The organism is Mariniradius sediminis, assembly GCF_021491425.1.
Classification (GTDB): Bacteria; Bacteroidota; Bacteroidia; order Cytophagales; family Cyclobacteriaceae; genus Mariniradius; species Mariniradius saccharolyticus.
Window position 1 is genome coordinate 17,536 of the sequence record NZ_JAKEVZ010000010.1, and the last position, 18,282, is coordinate 35,817.

An 18,282-nucleotide genomic window follows, 5' to 3' on the forward strand; every position below is an offset into this window, starting at 1 on the left:
TTTCCATCCCCCTTTTGAAATCGGTTTAACTTACGGTTCTGCCTATGAGATACCCCGTTCGACTTTTCGTTTTCGCGATTGTTATCCTACTTGTCTATTGTACAAAACCATCAGAGACCACGACTGAGAAAAGTGATGTGGAAAGCCTCGAACACAACCCTCCGCGGATTACCCGCCTGTCCGACCTTCCCGATTCGCTCCAACCCAAAACCGTGTCGCTTGGCCAGTATCCCCCTCCCCGGATAATCCCCATTCCGAAGAAAAAGGGGGAATATGTCTATGACAAAATCAACATTGCAGGGGAAAAGCAAACCATTGAAGTGGAACCGCCCCAAGTTCACCAGTTTGAAGTCCTGAAAAACGAGGACGGGGAAGTGGTAAAAAACGCAGAAGAAAAGCCCTATGTCATCGGCAAAGGCGGAAAAAGCCAATTTACCAACTACACTTCGGAAGATGGCTTGGCGGCCGATGCTATCATCAGCATGCAGATTGACAAGCGGGGCGAGCTTTGGATAGGTACCTATGGTGGCGGTGTGAGCAAATTTGATGGCAGGAAATTCACAAACTTCAAGACCGAACACGGACTGCCTGATAATGCGATTACCAAGATTTTTGAAGACAGCAAAGGCAATCTCTGGTTTGCTTCCAACAACGGAGGAGTAAGCAAATTTGACGGGAAGCAATTCACCAAGCTGAGAAGCTACGAGGGAATGCCCTCTGACATTGTCTGGAGCATCGATGAGGACAACAAGGGTAATATGTGGTTTGGGACCTTCGATGCAGGCCTGGGCAAATACGACGGCAATTCCTTCACAAACCTGAGTGCAGCCGAGGGACTTCCGGGTGATTTCATTCTAGGAACAGAAAGCGATGATTCGGGAAATATGTGGTTTGGGGGGATCAGTGGACTTACAAAAATCTCCGGTGACAAGCTCACAAACTTCTCGATCGAAGACGGCCTTCCCTCCACTGCCGTGCTTTCCATTTTACAAAAAAGGGACAAAAGCCTTTGGTTTGGTACCGTCGAGGGATTGTCCAAATATGATGGAAAATCATTCCAAAACTTTACGGTAGATGATGGTTTGGCTGACAACACGGTTTGGAACATGGCTGAAGACGGAAAGGGGCAGCTCTGGTTGGCGACCTATTTTGGGCTGAGCCATTATGATGGGTCAAAAATCACCTCTTATACCAAGTCCGTCGGCTTATTGGAAAATGGTGCCCGGGATGTAGAAATTGGGAAAGATGGGACTGTTTGGATTGGAACCGAGGAAGCTGGATTAAGTAAATTTGCCGGAGAGGCGTTTACCAATTTTACCAAAGACTTCGGATTTGAACACACCGCCGTCATCAACGATATATTCCAAGATCGGGACGGGAATATGTGGTTCTCATCACTGATGGGCCTGCACAAGTATGATGGTTTTGGATTCACGATGTACAGCAGAAACCATGGAGGGCTGTTGGAAAACTCTATCGAGCGTACCTACCAAGATGATAAAGGGATTCTTTGGTTTGCCGGGGCAAAGGGCATGACCAAGTTTGATGGAAAAAGTTTCACGCATTTTGGCTTGGCGCAGGGCCTTCCCGACGAAAATATAGTAGACATGCTTCAGGACAAGGATGGGATATTCTGGTTGGCATTTAACACCCAAATCGCCCGATTTGATGGTGTTTCTTTCACATATTTCGGGTCCGAACATGGCATTCCGAGCGACATCAAGGAAATGTTGATCGACAGTTTCGGGAATTTTTGGATCACATCTTTCAGTGGTTTGACACTTTTTGAAAATGATTCATTTGTACAATACGGTCCGAAACAGGGCGTTTCGGGGGTTGTCACAGATATTCTACAGGATGAAAAGGGGAATCTTTGGCTCGGATCATACGACGGGATCCTCTTTCTGGATTCCAAACAGCTCAGTTCAATAAGCACAAATTTGGAAAAGAGGCTGAACTTCAAAACCATCACCCAAAAAAATGGCCTGGTGGATAGACACGCCTACCAACTTTTGTTTTTGCCTGAAGGAAAATTGGCCGTTGGATCGCCCAAGGGCATCCAAATTTTCGATGTACCCGATTTGGGTTCAGGTAATTTTTCGAAAATGAGTGCCAGCGAATGGTACCATACCAGCACCGGATTTCCGGTGAAAGACATAAACCCAGTCGGAAAAACCACGCTGTTTTTGGATCGGGATGGAATCATCTGGGCCGCAACGGAAAGCGGCAATACGGGCCTCGTGCGGTTTGATTACAGGAAAGTAAATAAAAACAAAACCACGCCGCAGCTTCGACTAAAGGACATCAGGCTGAACGAAGCACCTGTTTCCTGGCAAACCATTATTGACTACCCACTTGTCATCGAGCCCAAGGACACAGCCAACACCGTCCCCGCCCATGTGGAAGAAATGCTGAAGTTCGGGAAAAAGCTGAACGACGCAGAACGGGATTCCTTGGCCAGCCACTTCACGGGAGTCAAAATGAAGGATGTGACGCCATTTGATATGATTCCGCAGGAGCTTGTCCTACCCTATCGCTTCAACAGGGTGACGTTTGAATTTGGTACCGATGAACTGACCAATCCTGATTTGATCGAATACCAATATTATTTGAAAGACTATGACAAGGATTGGAGTCCCGTGACCAAAGAATCCAAAGTCACATTTGGCAACATCCGGGAAGGAAGCTACACTTTCCAAATCAGGGCAAGGTTTACCGGCGTCAGCGAAAAAGGCGCCGATGCATGGACCGAGCCGCTGGAATTCTCTTTTCAGGTTTTACCGCCTTGGTACAGGACTTGGTGGGCTTATTTGGGATATGCCCTGATATTCTTCGCAATATTCCGCAATTACATCAAACAACGGGAATGGGCATTGAGAAAACGCCAAGAGGAATTGGAGGAAACTGTGTCGATCAGAACCGCCGAACTTCGGGCGGAAAAGAAGAAATCCGATGACCTTTTACTCAATATTCTCCCTGAGGAAGTGGCGGAGGAACTGAAGGCCAAAGGCAATGCGGACGCACAATTGATCGACGAGGTGACGGTACTTTTCACAGATTTCAAAGGCTTCACCCAATTATCGGAAAAGCTGAGCCCAAAGGAACTGGTCGCCGAGATCAACGAGTGTTTCTCTGCTTTTGACTTGATCATGGAGAAGTATGGGATAGAAAAGATCAAGACGATCGGTGATGCCTATATGGCTGCCGGCGGCTTGCCCACACCCAATCAGACACATGCGATTGATGTGGTAAAGGCCGCCATGGACATTCAGGAAGTTATGAGAAAGCACAAGGAAGACCGGGAAGCACGGGGTGATCTGTTTTTTGAAATCAGGATTGGCATCCATACGGGCCCTGTAGTGGCGGGCATTGTGGGCGTCAAGAAGTTCCAGTATGATATCTGGGGTGATACGGTCAACACAGCAAGCCGGATGGAAAGCAGTGGTGAAATCGGGAAAGTCAATATCTCTGGCACCACTTACGAGCTGGTAAAAGACCGAACAGAATGCTTTTATCGTGGAAAAATCTCAGCCAAAGGCAAGGGCGATATCGATATGTACTTTGTGGAAAAGGTTGATTAGAAGATAAAAGTGAGATGAAAATCACCCTGCTTCACTACTTGTGATAAAGGAAAACAATGACTGACGAATAACTCCCTTGTCTTTTGAATTCAATAGGATCGACATTCAGACTTTTTGGATTGAGTCTAATGATCGACCCAAAACAAGGCACATGTAGAAGACAAAAACCCCGAAACCAGCCGCTTCGACTGATTCCGGGGTCTTCATGTTCTGTGTTTTGTTCAAAAAGGGGGTTTCTCAACCCACAAAGGTATATTAGGGTTCTATTCCGAGGTATTTGCAGACAGCTTCATAATCCTCCACATCAACTGGAAGATGGATTCGGGAGGATTTGCCGCCTTTTACGATGATGTACCGGGTTTGGGAATTTGGAAATGCCTGTCCAACTGCATTCACCGTGGTTAAAGGAACCCCGGTAAACAACGTAATGGAACCCGGTTGCAGCAGGAATTCAAGCCTTACGGAAAAAAAGCGCGTAGTACCATTGATAAAATCATGGGGAAGCGGGAAAGATCCAGTTGCCGTCGACGAAGTCCTCCAATATACCATGACCAAATCCTCCAGAATCGCGGTCTCTGTGATTTCGGCTGCCAGCACCGTCGTTTGGGAGCGCCGATCGGGAAAATTCGTCCAAGTGTTCGTAATCCATGCTGAAGCAAATACATTGGCAAGGCCGGGTGCACCTGGGTTTCCCGCGGGACCGGCCGGACCGGCCGGACCGGCAGCACCTTGTGGACCTTGGGGACCTGTCGCTCCTTTTGGACCTTCGGGACCTTCACAGGAAGTGATAAACAATACTGCCAGTAATATGCCTGGTATATAAATGGTCTGCAAAAGCTGCTTGATAAAATCTTTCATAAGGTTGTTGATTAAGATAGCCAATTGATTAACCGAAGGAGATCAAGGATTTATGCCGAAGTACGCGCAAACCGCTTCATAATCCGAGAAATCCAGCCGTCCCGCCGGAGTCACACCCGGAATAACCATATACCGCACCTGACTGAAGGGAACGATATTGGTAGCATCCGAACCCGCTACTCGGGAAGGCCCGTGAAAAAGGATCAATTTTTCCTTGATGGCTTTATGCTCCAAGGTGAACATCCAAGCGGCAGTACCTCCTTGATAGATTTGGGCGGGATAGGGTTTTGCCCAATTCACTGTCGCATTGTCCCGATAGTAGGCAAGGACGACTCCCTTGTTGAGAATATCGTCAGTAATTTGCGGAGCGGCAATCGTATCCCAAACGAAGTTGTCGGGCATCTTCGTCCACGTATTGGTAATCCAACTCGAAAAAAACACATTGTCAGTACCCGTAACACCTTGCGCACCGTCAGGGCCTTTGTTACCCGCCGGCCCTTGCACGCCGGCTGTCCCTTGCGGCCCGGCAGAACCGGTCGCACCTGCAGGACCCTCGGGACCTTCACAGGCGAAAGTGATGATACACAGACCAGCCAAAAGCAGGAAGCGGCTGAGGGATATATTTCTAATTTCTAATTTCTTCATAATAAAAGTTCGTTTGAATATCGCATGTTCATTTAAGGCTCGATGCCAAGGATCTGACACACTGACTCGTAATCATCCAGATCGGGAAGGCCTACCCTACCGGATAGGGCAGCGGGAACGACGACATATCTGAATTGTGCCTCTGCCAAAAGAACATTGGGTTCCAAAAGCGGATCGATGGCAGAAAATCTATTCTGAATCACACTGACCCTTCCCGCGCTGACTCCCATCAACAAATCATAAATCATTTGGTTTTCATGATAGACTGTTCTAGGAACCCGATAAACCTCGCCGGAGGCAGGCCTATCCTTCATGTAAATCAAAATCAAATCTTTGCTGACAACCTGTTCTGTAAAAGAGGAATTTTCGAACCTATGTCTATAAGTATTGTCACTGTCGCTACCTAAAACCCACGTGGCTGTAACCCAATCACTATGGATGACATTGGCAATACCTACTGGACCTTGCGGACCTTGGGTGCCCGTTGGGCCTTGTGCACCTGCGGGCCCCTGTGCACCTGCTGGGCCTTGCGCACCCGCAGGACCTGCCGGACCCTCTGGCCCCTCGCAGGAAACATACATCAACAAAACCAGCGACAAGGCCAGTGTTGAGAAAATACTCGACTTGAAAATGGATGAATTCATAATTTCCAGTTTAATAGTTAGGCTCTAGTCTTTTAGAGATTATCGTTTCGATAAATTTCTGGAAAAGGCCAAGCGAAAAAAATACCCCAAAAGCAGTAAAAATGTGCGATTATGAAAGTTTTTTACTGGAAAAATCTAATAATTCATATGACTCGGGTGGGGATTTTGATACATACACCTCCGATCGGTGATATTCTTCGATTGCGTTCAATGGGCAAAAAAAAAAGGGCCTTCCGGCCCTTTTCTTAGTTTTTGCTGGTGACTTTGTCGACCTCGGCTTTGGCCTTTCGGGCCAGTTTGTCGACCTCGTCGCTGACGTTGGAGACCTTTTTGGTAAGGTTGTAGATGTAGCCGTTGAGCTTGCCCGTCACTTCATCATAGTATTCGCCTCCTTTCTTCGCGATTTTTTTGCGGGTGTTTTCCCCCTTGTCGGGAGCAATCAAAATACCGATTTGGATGCCGACCACAGCCCCTACCAATGCGCCTAAGAGAAATTTTGTTGAGTTCATATGCTTTATCTATTTATGGTTAAACAAAAAACTGAATCTAGTTAAAACAAGCAAATAATGTGCTTGAAACCATTACAATCTACTCAAATTAGACGAAAACAAGAATTTTTTGTTCCCAAAAAACAATTTAAAATCGAATTGAAGGCGTGGGAGAATAGAGATTCGAAGAAAATGAAGGGATAAAAAAGAGCGGGTAATCGGTCTCGAACCGACGGCCTTCAGCTTGGGAAGCTGACGCTCTACCAACTGAGCTACACCCGCTTTTTGTATTCCAAATCTAACCAAGTGCCTGCAATTTCCAAAAAGGTAAACCCGCAAATCCTAAAAAATAACAGACTCGGCTGTTGATCCCAAATTAACAATCAGCGCACCGAACTCCGCACCACAATCGTGCGCACGGGATTGATGGGATCGTTGCTGAAAATGGTAATGTGTTTGTGGTCAATGCCCCTCCTACCCTTCGGATCAAAGGTGAAGGCCAACTCGGTCCTTTCGCCGGGTTGAATGGTGTCCTTGCCAAGCGTGGTCACGACGCAGTTGCAATTGGTGCTGACCTTGCGGATATGCAGCGGTTCCTGCCCTGTATTGGTCATCGAAATCGTCCGGCTTACTTTTTGGTTGGCGGATATTTCCCTCAAGTCAAACTCCGTCTCCGTAATGCCCAACCTTGGAACCATATTTTCCATGCTTTTTGGAACCGGCGGGAAATATTCATACACCACAGCCAAGACACGAAGCCCAAGGTCTTCCCCTGATGCCAATTTCAGGGAGATTTTTTCCTCAAAAAACCCAAGGTCCTTTTTAGCCTCACCGTTATACTCCATCACAAGAAGCCCTCGCTGACCCGGTTGAATCGCTTCCGGCGCAAAGGAAAGCGACAGATAATCCGAAATCCGGGCGCTTTCATCCGCCAAGCGGATCTCATCGGTACCGAAATTATGGACCTCGACATATTTGATCTTGGGCTCGTTGGTGAACACATATCCAAAATTCACCGCACTCAGCCGCATGCCGATACTTCCCATCCGATGGGGGAAGTCCATTTCGGGATTTTCGGAAAGCGGCATATTGATTCCCTCCAAAAACAGGGTGTCTCCGTAGATATCCTCGTTTGTTCGGACGATGATGCCTTTGGAAAATTCACCACCCCTTTGTTCGGGGTTAAACTGCACCTTGATGCTTCCGATTTGACCTGCTGGAATGCTGTCTTTGGAATATCCCACGGTCGTACAACCACAATCGGGCACGACGTCTGTGATCAAAAGCGGAACCTGGTTTTCATTTTTTGCAAAAAACTCCACTTCAACAGGACCTTTTTCATCCAACACAGGTCCGATGTTGATCTTTTTGGTTTCCCAGGTAAAGGTTTTGCGCTGAACAGTCTGTGCTGCAAGGTTTTCAGTGGCAAAAACGGCTAAAACGAGCGAGGCGATAAGGGTAATTCTGTTTTGCATACGGGCAAATAACGTGAAAATTCAAGCCAATTGTACCTCGAATTGTATTATTTTGCGGCAAATTTTACAACCATGGCAAGAGTCCTGACAGGTATACAAAGCTCCGGAAAGCCCCATTTGGGCAATATCCTCGGGGCTATCATCCCTGCTATCGAATTGACAAAAAAGGAAACAGACGAGTCGTTTATCTTTATCGCTGACCTGCATTCCCTCACCACCATCAAGGACGGTAACGAAAGGAAAAACAATACCTTGGCCGTCGCCGCAGCTTGGTTGGCATTTGGCTTGGATATCCAAAAGACGGTTTTTTACAGGCAATCGATGATTCCGGAGGTCACAGAACTGACGTGGTACTTGAGTTGCTTTACCCCCTACCCGATGCTTGCCAATGCCCACAGCTTCAAGGACAAATCCGATCGCTTGTCAGACGTAAACGCGGGATTGTTTACCTATCCAGTACTCATGGCTGCGGATATCCTGCTTTATAGCGCACACATTGTGCCCGTCGGCAAGGACCAATTGCAGCATTTGGAGATCGCGAGGGACATCGCACAGACTTTCAATAACAGGATGGAGGAGGAAATCCTCGTGGTGCCCGAAGCACGGATTTCTGAGGAAGTCATGGTCGTACCCGGTACCGACGGTTTGAAAATGAGCAAGTCCTACAACAATTACATCGACATTTTCCTTCCTGAAAAAGAACTGAAGAAAAACATCAACAGCATCGTTACGGACAGCACGCCACTTGAGGAACCCAAAAACCCGGATACTTGCAACGTGTTCAAACTCTATTCATTGGTAGCCAGTCCCGCACAAACGGCGCAATTGCGGGAGAAATACCTGGCGGGAAACTTCGGCTACGGCCACGCCAAAATGGAATTCATGCAGGTGATTCTGGAGAAATATGGAGAAGCCCGAAAGACCTATGATTACTTCATGAACCATCCGGCCGAGTTGGAAGCCAAATTGGCGGAAGGGGAATCCCGCGCCAAGGTGATTGCACAGGATGTATTGGGAAGGGTTAGGAGAAAGTTGGGGTTTGTGTAAGAGGTGAGACACGAGACTTGAGACTCGCGTACGATGTACAAAGTACCAAGTATCCTTAAATCAACCCCAAGAATCGAAGTGTTACGGCCGTGGATTATGGACTATTGACTATTTGAGTACCAAGTAAGAAGTACGAAGAACCAAGTATCGGGAATCCGAATCGGGTATTGATGTTTGATTGCCGAGGCTATGGACTATCGACCATAAACTATCGACTTTCTATGGACTATCGACTATAAGCTATCGACTTTCTATGGACCATGGACTATAAGCTATGGACTCCCCACCATTAACTCAGTAACCTAATAACTATTAACTATTCTCCCCTTCCCCATGAACAACCGCCAACTCTTTCTCTCCCACCTTGCCCAGACGACGGATTTTCCGCTGATGATCGAGGTGGAAAAAGCAGAAGGAGTCCATCTGTACGGACCAAACGGGGAAAAATATATCGACCTGATTTCGGGTATCGGCGTCAGCAACGTTGGCCATCGGCATCCGAAGGTGCTGCAAGCGATCCAAGAGCAATTGGACAAGTACCTGCACCTGATGGTCTATGGCGAATATGTGCAATCCCCCCAAGTCCAATTGGCCAAAGCGCTTTGCGAAACCCTCCCTCCCAGTTTGGATAATGTCTACCTCGTCAATTCGGGCAGTGAGGCCGTAGAAGGTGCGCTCAAATTGGCGAAGCGCTATACCAACCGCAGGGAAATCATCTCCTGCGTCAACGCCTACCACGGTTCTTCGCATGGTTCGCTTTCCGTCGGCGGCAACGAGATTTTCAAACGGGCTTACAGACCACTTCTCCCCGGAATTCGAAACATCCGCTTTGGGGAATTGGAAGATTTGGAGTTTATCAATGCCGATACCGCAGCCATCATTTTGGAAACGGTGCAAGGAGAGGCAGGAATCAGGATGGCTGACTATGCATATTTCCAAGCACTCAGAAAGCGTTGCGACGAAACGGGCACGCTATTGATCTTGGATGAAATACAGGCAGGCTTTGGACGGACGGGCACTTTTTGGGCATTTGAGCAATTCTGCATTATCCCCGACATTCTGGTTTGTGCCAAGGGAATGGGCGGCGGTATGCCGATTGGCGCATTCATCGCCAATAAGGAAGTCATGGGTGTTTTCAAAAATAACCCACTATTGGGCCATATCACGACCTTCGGCGGACATCCGGTGAGCGCTGCAGCTTCTTTGGGAACAATTCGCGTAATTCAAGAAGAAAACCTTTTGGCTGGCGTCGAATTAAAGGCAAATCTTTTCAAGGAACTCCTCAAACATCCCAAAATCAAATCCGTCCGCAACAAAGGCCTGATGATGGCGGTGGAGTTCGAATCTTTCGAAGTCCTCAAGCCCATCATTGACCGTGCAATCGAAAAAGGTGTGATTACGGATTGGTTCCTATTCTGTGATGACGCCATGCGAATCGCACCGCCTTTGACGATCTCGGAAAAAGAGATTCGGGAAGCCTGTGCGAAGATTTTGGAAGCGATCGAAGGCTGAACGGGATCGAGTACTTCAAAATGATTCTGTCAAAGCTTCCTATATTTCAAAAAATTATCTAATCAAAAAATGCGAGAAGCCTTGTCCCTATGGCTGCGAAAAGCTCCCAGAAACGTATTTTTGTTCGATGGTGCAGGCGCCGCAGTGTCGGGTATGCTCATTTTAGGACCGCTAAGGTTCTTTTCCGAGGAAATAGGCGTTTCAAAGGACTCGCTATCAATGCTGGGGTTCATAGCATGCCTTTTCTGCCTATACGATCTGATCTGCTTCGTTTCAGTGAAAACGAAGAAACCGACTTTATTGAAGGTGATCATGCTGGCAAATCTCTCCTATGTTTTGCTGACCATGTGGATCCTCTTTATTCAACGAAGCGAAGTGACTGCCTTAGGCTGGATTTATTTTATCTCAGAATTCCTTGTGATTGGATTCGTGATCAAAACCGAAATGGATATCCTCAAACGTTGGACAGGAGGAAAATCCGAAAATCGAGAGGCAAAATGAGCAATCGGGTGAATCTTTTTTATAGATAGCCCGTGTTTTTTGAAAAAAGATACCACTTCCGATAAATTCCCTCGGGTAGGATTTATTAACCGGCAATAAACGTCTCATCATTCAATGGGAAAGTCGCCATTTTGTGAACCATGAAAAAGAATTGACCATGATTCAAACCGTACACCTATTTCCAATTCTAGACGAAAAATTGCTTCAAGTCCTGCGGTCCCTGAATTCCGAAGATTGGGAGAGAAAAACCATTTCCCCAAAATGGACCATCAAGGATATTGCAGCGCACCTGCTTGATGGCAATATCCGCTCCCTGTCGATGCTGCGGGATGGGTATTATGGGGAAAAACCAGAGAACGTCAATTCTTACGCTGATTTGCTCGATTTTCTCAACGGGCTTAATACCCATTGGGTAAAAGCGATGAGACGTGTGAGTCCTCGGTTGTTAGTCGATTTGCTAGAAATGACGGGAAAGGCATATTGTACGCATATTGCATCTTTGCCTCCATTTGAACCTGCCGCTTTCTCGGTTGCTTGGGCAGGTGAGAATGTTTCCCTAAACTGGTTTCATGTCGCTCGGGAATACACCGAAAAGTGGCACCACCAACAGCAAATCAGGTTGGCAGTCGATCAGGAATCCGAATTGTTTCAGGCTGAACTTTACCGTCCTTATCTCGAGACGTCGATGCTGGCCTTGCCGCACCATTATCGGAAAATGGAAGCTGAAGATAATACCTTGATTAAAATTCAGGTAAGGGGTGAAGGCGGAGGCGATTGGTGGTTAATACGAAAAACCGATGCCTGGGAATTGGTTATCCATCCAGACAAAATGCCGGATGCAACGGTTTCCATTCCTGGGGAAATTGCCTGGAGGATTTTTACCAAGGGAATTACAAAAGAAGAAGCAAAGCTGCTTGTGGAGATATCAGGTCAAAAACACTTGGGCGAACACATACTGAGCATGCTGGCAGTAATGGCGTAGGTTCGTGCAGTATTCCGACTCAATTCAACCTTTCTTCCAAATACAGGACTTGTCCGTCCTGCTTCAGCTTCTGCTCTAACACTTCAAAAGGTAAGTCCTGCACGGCCCTTTTTTCATCAATTGCCATTGCAGCTGCCGTCGCTGCGGATTGTCCCAAGATCATGAAAACCGGCTCCATGCGAATTGACCCAAAGGCCGTGTGGGAACTCGAAACGCAGACAGGCACGAGGAGATTGGTACAGTCTGATTTTTTTGGAATGATGGTTCCGTAGGAAATTCGATAAGGCTCCTTTGGTTTGACGCCGATATCTCCTTCGTTCTGCACGTAGCCGTTGGGGCCAACAATCCGCTGAGCATTGTGCGAATCCAAATGGTAGGAACCCATTCCTACAGGCCTTGGAACCACTTTATCACCCAAAACATCATGTTCGGTCATGACATAATCGCCGAGCATCCTCCGTGCTTCACGCACATAAATCTGATGCGGCCAGTGCCCGTTGTCGGTGAATTCATCTTTTGCCAAGCCATATTCATTGATCTGGGCCCGGACTTCTTCAGGTACCTTGGGATCATTTGCCAAAAAGTACATTAAGCCTTTCTGGTAATCCTCATGTTCCTTGATGATTGCCCTACGTTCCTCATAGCTTGCCTCGGGATAGGCATAGTTCTTTCCAATATAGTCTGTACTGAACGGACCATGGTTGTTGGTATCGGTCTTGAGGTTTGGAATCGGGTCATATTTGTCAAAGGTTTCTCCCCATCCTGCAGCATAAACCCGCGCCAATAGTTCGTAACGCGCTGGATCGTAGTTTTCTGGCTTTGGAAACGGTACCCTGTTATTTGGGTGCTTGCTGAGACACATTCGGAAATTATAGGCTTGGATTTTGGTGTCACCCGTGCCGTTTTCTGCCACAGGCCCATCCGAAATCTCAGGCAGAAGTCCAGAACTCGGATCTCCCGCCACCACATAGGGCGAAATGCTATCCCTGAAATAATGGCCATGCTGAAAAACGCCAAACTGTACACCGTTCCACTTTTCCCCATAGGTGGCATTGGATTCCCTGCCAACATGATAGGGTACACCCGCGGCCGCCATCAAATCACCTTCGTAGGTGGCGTCGATGAACATCTCTCCTTTGAATACTTTACCGGAAAGCGTTTTGAAGGAAACGATCCTTCCTTCCTGTTTTTCAACACCGGAAGCTCTTTCTAGCCATTCGTCTCTAAAAACCTGAATATCAAATTCTTTTACAAAATCCTCAAAAACCTGCTCGGCGGCATGGGGCTCAAAAATCCACATGGTCCGGGCATCGCCATCGATCGCCGGCGTACCCTGGCCGACGTTTCCATAGTCGGCCTTTGCCTGCCATTTCCAGGATTCTTCTTTTTGGTAGTGCAAATAGATCCGATGGTAAAATTCCCTCGCCAATCCTCCAATCACCGACTTGTCACCGGTATCCGTAAAGCCCAATCCACCCGCAGAAAGCCCTCCCAAATGCCTATCCGGTGATACCACCAAAACCGACTTTCCCATTTTCTTGGCCTGTAATGCAGCGATAATTCCTGCCGAGGTCCCACCATACACGATGATGTCAGCTTGATATTCGGATTCGTTGCTTGGTTTCTGACATGCATTGAAGATCATCGCTGAAATCAAGAAAAGACATAGCATCGTGAGTTTATTCATGGCTGAGGTTGGTCGGTTGCAGATGAAATTACGATTTGATGCTTGAATGGGGAACAATTCTATGACCAAAGGCTTGTAGTTTTTTTGAATTACGGTCCGGCTGAATGTGATGAAAAACGAAAAATGAAAAAGCCGATCTGGCGTATCCAAATCGGCTTTTTCGATGGGTTGAACGAGAAAGCTATCAGACGATGTATTCGTTCAACAAATTCTCATAAAGCTCCTGCTTGCCGCTGGTTTGCTTAGGCTCGCCGACAGACAAGGCATGGGACCTAAGGTCTTCCAAAGTCAATTTGCCTTGCTCAAACTCTTTGCCCTTACCTGCATCGAAGGAAGCATAACGCTTTTGACGGAGTTCGGAATAGGCGGAATTCGTAAGGATTTCATTCGCGATCAACATGGCCCTTGCAAAAGCGTCCATGGAACCGATATGGGCCAGGAACAAATCTTCCAAATCCGTTGAGTTTCTGCGCACTTTGGCGTCGAAATTAACACCACCACCTTGGAGACCACCACTCTGCAGGATCACGAGCATCGCCTCGGTCAATTCCTGCAGGTTGAGCGCAAATTGGTCGGTGTCCCAGCCGTTTTGATAATCTCCCCTATTGGCATCGATTGAACCCAACATGCCGGCGTCAGCTGCGACTTGCAGTTCGTGTTGGAAAGTGTGTCCGGCCAATGTAGCATGGTTGACTTCTACGTTGATTTTGAAGTCTTTGTCCAATCCATGGTGACGTAGGAATCCGACTACAGTCGCGGAGTCATAGTCATACTGATGTTTGGTTGGCTCCATGGGCTTTGGCTCGATAAAGAACGTACCCTTAAAACCTTGCTTGCGGGCATAATCCCTTGCCATGGTTAGAAACTTGGCAAGATGTTCTGTCTCACGTTTCATGTCGGTATTCAAAAGCGACATATAGCCTTCGCGTCCACCCCAAAACACATAATTTTCGCCTCCCAATTTGATGGTTGCATCGAGTGCATTCTTCACCTGTGCCCCTGCCCAAGCCACCACGTCAAAGTCCGGATTGGTCGATGCACCGTTCATATAGCGCGGATTGCTGAAGACATTGGCCGTGCCCCAAAGCAATTTCACGCCCGTTGCCTTCTGCTTCTCCAAAGCATAGTCCGTGATGATTTGCATGCGCTTTTCATACTCCGCAATGCTTCCACCTTCGTCGATCAAATCGATGTCATGAAAACAATAATAAGGAGCACCGATCTTGGTAATGAACTCAAAGGCTGCATCCATTTTGTCCTTCGCCCGCTGAATTGGGTCGGGGTTGGCATCCCAGGGACGAACCATGGTACCCGGACCAAAGGGATCTGCTCCTGTCGCGCAGAATGTATGCCAATAGGCAATGGCAAACTTGAAGTGTTCCTTCATGGTCTTGCCAGCCACGACTCTGTTTTCATCATAGTATTTGAAAGCGAAAGGGTTTTTAGATCCTTTTCCTTCAAACTTGATTTTTTCGATAGTTGGAAAATAGGTTTTTGACATGTTACAAATAGGTTTTTGAGTTATTGTTTTTAAAGTTGATGGTATATAGTCCATAGACCATAGCCCGCATTTCGATATTCATGATTCGGAGTTCGATGTTCTTCATTAATTTTCTTCCGACCCGATGTTACTTTATCTTTTCCAAAGCCGCGAGCCACTGTGCATACACCTCTTGGTACTGCTTGATTTTCTTGCCACTTGGCTCTAGTGTAGATATCCGGCTTAGGCCTTGGAATGCCTCATCCTCATTTGCGTAGATTCCCGCACCAATGCCCGCACCTCGCGCTGCTCCTTGTGAACCATCGGTATCATACAATTCCAGCGATACTTCATTCATATTGACAAAAGCCTCTCTGAATAAGGGACTTAAGAACATATTGGCATGTCCAGCTTTTACCGTATTGAGGTTCATGCCCATGTCTTTCATGATCTGAAATCCATAAGTCAATGCGGCAACGATTCCCTCTTGGCCTGCACGGAGCAAATGTCGCTTGTCATGCTTCAGCAGATTCAATCCTGAAAGATGTGCGCCCACGGGTTTGTTTTCCATAATCCGCTCTACGCCGTTACCAAAAGGAATGAATGACAGTCCGTCTGATCCGACCGGAACTTCCGCTGCCAGGGCATTCATATCTTCGTACCCTATGCTGTCGCCTCCAATCAGCCTCTTCAACCAAGAATTCAAAATCCCTGTGCCATTCACGCAAAGCAATACTCCATAGCTCGGGGCCTGCCTGCGATGATTGACGTGCACAAAAGTATTGACCCGAGACTTAGGGTCATATACCGCTCGTGTACTCACACCGTAAACCGTACCTGAAGTGCCGGCGGTCGTTGCCAGTTCACCTTCCTTCAATACCTTAAGGGAAAATGCATTGTTGGGTTGATCTCCTGCCCTGTAGGTCACAGGCACCCCCACATCGATTCCCAAGAGCGATGCTGATGCCGCCGATACTTTCCCCTGTTGGGAAAATGAAGGTACGACATCCGGGATCAGCGAACGCTCGAACTTGAAGTGATCCAAAAGATCCTTTGAAAGGCTGTTTTTTTGGAAATCCCATAAAATCCCTTCAGACAGCCCGGTCTCAGAGGTCATGGTTACGCCGGTCAACTTTAGAGCGATATAATCACCTGGAAGCATGATCTTGTGTATCTTCTGATAGACTTCAGGTTCGTTTTCCTGCACCCACTTCAACTTGGAAGCAGTGAAGTTGCCAGGCGAGTTCAACAAATGGGGAAGGCAAAACTCAGCCCCGAGCGACCTGAATGCTTTGTTTCCGATACCTACTGCGCGACTGTCACACCAGATGATCGCTGGACGAAGCACCTTGTTGTATTTGTCGACACAGACCAAGCCATGCATTTGGTAGGAAATACCTATCGCTTTGAGCTCCCCTGGTTTGATTTCTCCCTCCTTTACGAGCGCCTGGGTGGCGTCTACTACATATTTCCACCACATGTCCGGATCCTGTTCCGCCCAGTCTTTTTTCGGTGCGTCGATGGGCATTTCTACTTTCGGCAACGCCTTTGAACAGACAACCCTTCCCGAATCGGCGTCAAGCAAAGTGGCCTTTACGGACGAACTACCGATATCGTACCCAATCAATAATCTTCTTATTGCCATGATCTTACCAGAAAATGATGTACAAAGCAGCGATGATACCGGCAATTAACATAGCGCCGATCTTGAAAGTGGTACTTGTCCTGAAAAGCTCCTTGTTGACTTCGATGCTCTTGGGATGGTCTTTACCTTTGCCCTCGTAAAGACTGATCGCGATGATCAATGCAGAAATGATCAAGAATACCACGCCCATCCTGTCAATGAACGGCAGGTTTGGAAGCCCGAATTTCAACACAGTGGACAATGGAATTGTCAAGATCGCAGCGGTAAGCGCAGCATTGGATGTCGTTTTCTTCCAGAATACACCAAAGAAAAATATCGCAAAAACACCGGGTGATACGAAGCCTGTGTATTCCTGGATAAACTGGAATGCCTGATCGAGATTGCCCAATGCAGGAGCAACAACGGCCGCAACTACAAAAGCAACCAGTGCGGTAATCCGACCTACTGCTACTTGTTTGGTTTCCGAAGCGTTCTTATTGATAAATTCCCTGTAAATGTCCATCGTGAAAATTGTGGAAGTACTGTTGGCCATCGACGCAAGGGAAGAAACAATCGCCGCCGTCAAAGCAGCAAAGGCAAGACCCTTAAGCCCTGTCGGCAAAATCTGCAGCAAAGTTGGATAGGCTCTATCGGACTTGATCAATCCCGTAACTGGATCGTTCATCGAAGCGATGAAATTGACATCAATACCGTTCTTCACGATCACCCAAGCCGCAATACCAGGGATCACGACGATCAAAGGCATCAAAAGCTTCAGGAAACCTGCAAAAATCACCCCGAGTTGGGCTTGGTTGAGGTCTTTGGCGGCCAAAGCCCTTTGGGTAATGTACTGATTGAAGCCCCAATAACTCAGATTGGTAATCCACATTCCACCAACCAATACACTGATGCCGGGAAGATCGAGGTAGGCGTCCCTTACCCCGCCTTTGCCGTCGGAAATCATCATTTCTCCTTTGGAAAAAATCATTGAAAAATGTCCGGGTACTTCTTTTCTCAACATTCCCAATCCTTCCCAAGCATCCCCCCCTCCAACTATTTGTAGGGCAATATAAGTCGTAGCCAAGCCACCCGCTATGAGAAAAATGACCTGTACAACGTCAGTCCATGCAACTGCCTTGAGACCGCCGTAGATCGAATAAACCATAGCAAATAGCGCCAACCCGATTATCGCAGTCGTCATAGGAATGTCCAAAATGGTATTCAAGCTCAATGCGCCCAGATACAATACCGAAGTCAGGTTTACGAACACATACAGCAAAAGCCAAAAAATTGCCATCGTCGTCCGCACCCGTGAGTCATACCTATCGAGCAAAAAGCCCGGCATGGTGTAAATGCCTTTTTTGATGTAAACCGGGAGAAAAAAGATCGCCACAACCAAGAGCGTGGCCGCTGCCATCCATTCATAGGTGGAAATCGCCAAACCCATCGCAAAGCCGGATCCCGACATCCCTATGAACTGCTCCGCCGAAATATTGGAGGCAATTAGGGATGCTCCGACTGCCCACCAGGGCAGCGCTTTGGAGGCGAGGAAATAGTCTTTGGAATCCTTGACGTGGCCCTTTTTTTCTCGCGAAACAAAGAGGCCCATCCCAATGATCAGGCAGCAATACCCGACAAAAACAATTAGGTCTAATGGTTCTAATAGCATGGGTTATGGTTTATTGTTTTGGTTTTTTGTTCGGAATCGATTGAAAAGAATATTTTTCATTTCTAAACCGTAATGTTTCCAAATATAAT

The 18,282-nt window shown here is 47.3% G+C and carries 14 protein-coding genes and 1 tRNA gene; 5 read left to right on the plus strand and 10 right to left on the minus strand.

Going from position 1 to position 18,282, the window contains the following annotated elements:
- Nucleotides 1-44: 44 nt before the first annotated feature.
- Nucleotides 45-3,581 carry an adenylate/guanylate cyclase domain-containing protein gene (locus L0U89_RS13415; RefSeq protein WP_234861990.1) on the plus strand — a complete coding sequence of 1,179 codons (3,537 nt, stop codon included), beginning with the start codon at nucleotides 45-47 and terminating at the stop codon, nucleotides 3,579-3,581.
- Nucleotides 3,582-3,836: 255 nt separating this feature from the next.
- On the opposite strand, the gene L0U89_RS20530 is transcribed toward L0U89_RS13415, so the two are convergent.
- From L0U89_RS20530 to L0U89_RS13445, 6 genes are all read right to left on the minus strand, one after another.
- Nucleotides 3,837-4,439: a hypothetical protein gene (locus L0U89_RS20530; RefSeq protein ID WP_305067155.1), complete on the minus strand. Its 603-nt coding sequence runs from the start codon at nucleotides 4,437-4,439 to the stop codon at nucleotides 3,837-3,839.
- Nucleotides 4,440-4,481: 42 nt separating this feature from the next.
- Nucleotides 4,482-5,084, minus strand: a complete 603-nt coding sequence (locus L0U89_RS13425; protein ID WP_234861991.1) for a collagen-like protein — start codon at nucleotides 5,082-5,084, stop codon at nucleotides 4,482-4,484.
- 32 nt (nucleotides 5,085-5,116) lie between these two features.
- Nucleotides 5,117-5,728, minus strand: a complete 612-nt coding sequence (locus L0U89_RS20535; RefSeq protein ID WP_305067156.1) for a hypothetical protein — start codon at nucleotides 5,726-5,728, stop codon at nucleotides 5,117-5,119.
- Between the two features lie 245 nt (nucleotides 5,729-5,973).
- On the minus strand, nucleotides 5,974-6,237 hold the full coding sequence (locus tag L0U89_RS13435; protein ID WP_234861992.1) for a YtxH domain-containing protein: 264 nt from the start codon (nucleotides 6,235-6,237) through the stop codon (nucleotides 5,974-5,976).
- A gap of 188 nt (nucleotides 6,238-6,425) precedes the next feature.
- Nucleotides 6,426-6,498 (minus strand) — tRNA-Gly (locus tag L0U89_RS13440).
- Between the two features lie 101 nt (nucleotides 6,499-6,599).
- A complete protein-coding gene (locus L0U89_RS13445; RefSeq protein WP_234861993.1) occupies nucleotides 6,600-7,691 on the minus strand; it encodes a DUF1573 domain-containing protein in 1,092 nt (363 codons plus the stop codon).
- Nucleotides 7,692-7,763: 72 nt separating this feature from the next.
- Between L0U89_RS13445 and trpS the strand changes: the two genes are divergently transcribed.
- The 4 genes from trpS (at nucleotide 7,764) to L0U89_RS13465 (ending at nucleotide 11,733) form a co-directional block, all read left to right on the plus strand.
- Nucleotides 7,764-8,738, plus strand: a complete 975-nt coding sequence (gene trpS / locus L0U89_RS13450) for a tryptophan--tRNA ligase (protein WP_234861994.1) — start codon at nucleotides 7,764-7,766, stop codon at nucleotides 8,736-8,738.
- 333 nt (nucleotides 8,739-9,071) lie between these two features.
- Entirely contained in the window at nucleotides 9,072-10,250 is a 1,179-nt protein-coding gene (locus L0U89_RS13455; RefSeq protein WP_234861995.1) for an aspartate aminotransferase family protein, read from the plus strand.
- Between the two features lie 69 nt (nucleotides 10,251-10,319).
- Entirely contained in the window at nucleotides 10,320-10,751 is a 432-nt protein-coding gene (locus tag L0U89_RS13460) for a hypothetical protein (protein ID WP_234861996.1), read from the plus strand.
- 157 nt (nucleotides 10,752-10,908) lie between these two features.
- Nucleotides 10,909-11,733 (plus strand): maleylpyruvate isomerase N-terminal domain-containing protein, encoded by an 825-nt coding sequence (locus tag L0U89_RS13465; protein ID WP_234861997.1) that lies wholly within the window; start codon nucleotides 10,909-10,911, stop codon nucleotides 11,731-11,733.
- A gap of 19 nt (nucleotides 11,734-11,752) precedes the next feature.
- Here L0U89_RS13465 and L0U89_RS13470 read toward each other — a convergent pair whose 3' ends face one another.
- From L0U89_RS13470 to L0U89_RS13485, 4 genes are all read right to left on the minus strand, one after another.
- Nucleotides 11,753-13,378 carry an FAD-dependent oxidoreductase gene (locus tag L0U89_RS13470; RefSeq protein WP_439651568.1) on the minus strand — a complete coding sequence of 542 codons (1,626 nt, stop codon included), beginning with the start codon at nucleotides 13,376-13,378 and terminating at the stop codon, nucleotides 11,753-11,755.
- Nucleotides 13,379-13,604: 226 nt separating this feature from the next.
- Nucleotides 13,605-14,921 (minus strand): xylose isomerase, encoded by a 1,317-nt coding sequence (gene xylA / locus L0U89_RS13475; RefSeq protein ID WP_234861999.1) that lies wholly within the window; start codon nucleotides 14,919-14,921, stop codon nucleotides 13,605-13,607.
- A 127-nt stretch (nucleotides 14,922-15,048) separates the two neighbouring features.
- Nucleotides 15,049-16,539 (minus strand): xylulokinase, encoded by a 1,491-nt coding sequence (locus tag L0U89_RS13480; protein WP_234862104.1) that lies wholly within the window; start codon nucleotides 16,537-16,539, stop codon nucleotides 15,049-15,051.
- A gap of 10 nt (nucleotides 16,540-16,549) precedes the next feature.
- Nucleotides 16,550-18,193, minus strand: a complete 1,644-nt coding sequence (locus L0U89_RS13485) for a sodium/sugar symporter (protein WP_008630556.1) — start codon at nucleotides 18,191-18,193, stop codon at nucleotides 16,550-16,552.
- Between the last annotated feature and the right edge of the window lie 89 nt (nucleotides 18,194-18,282).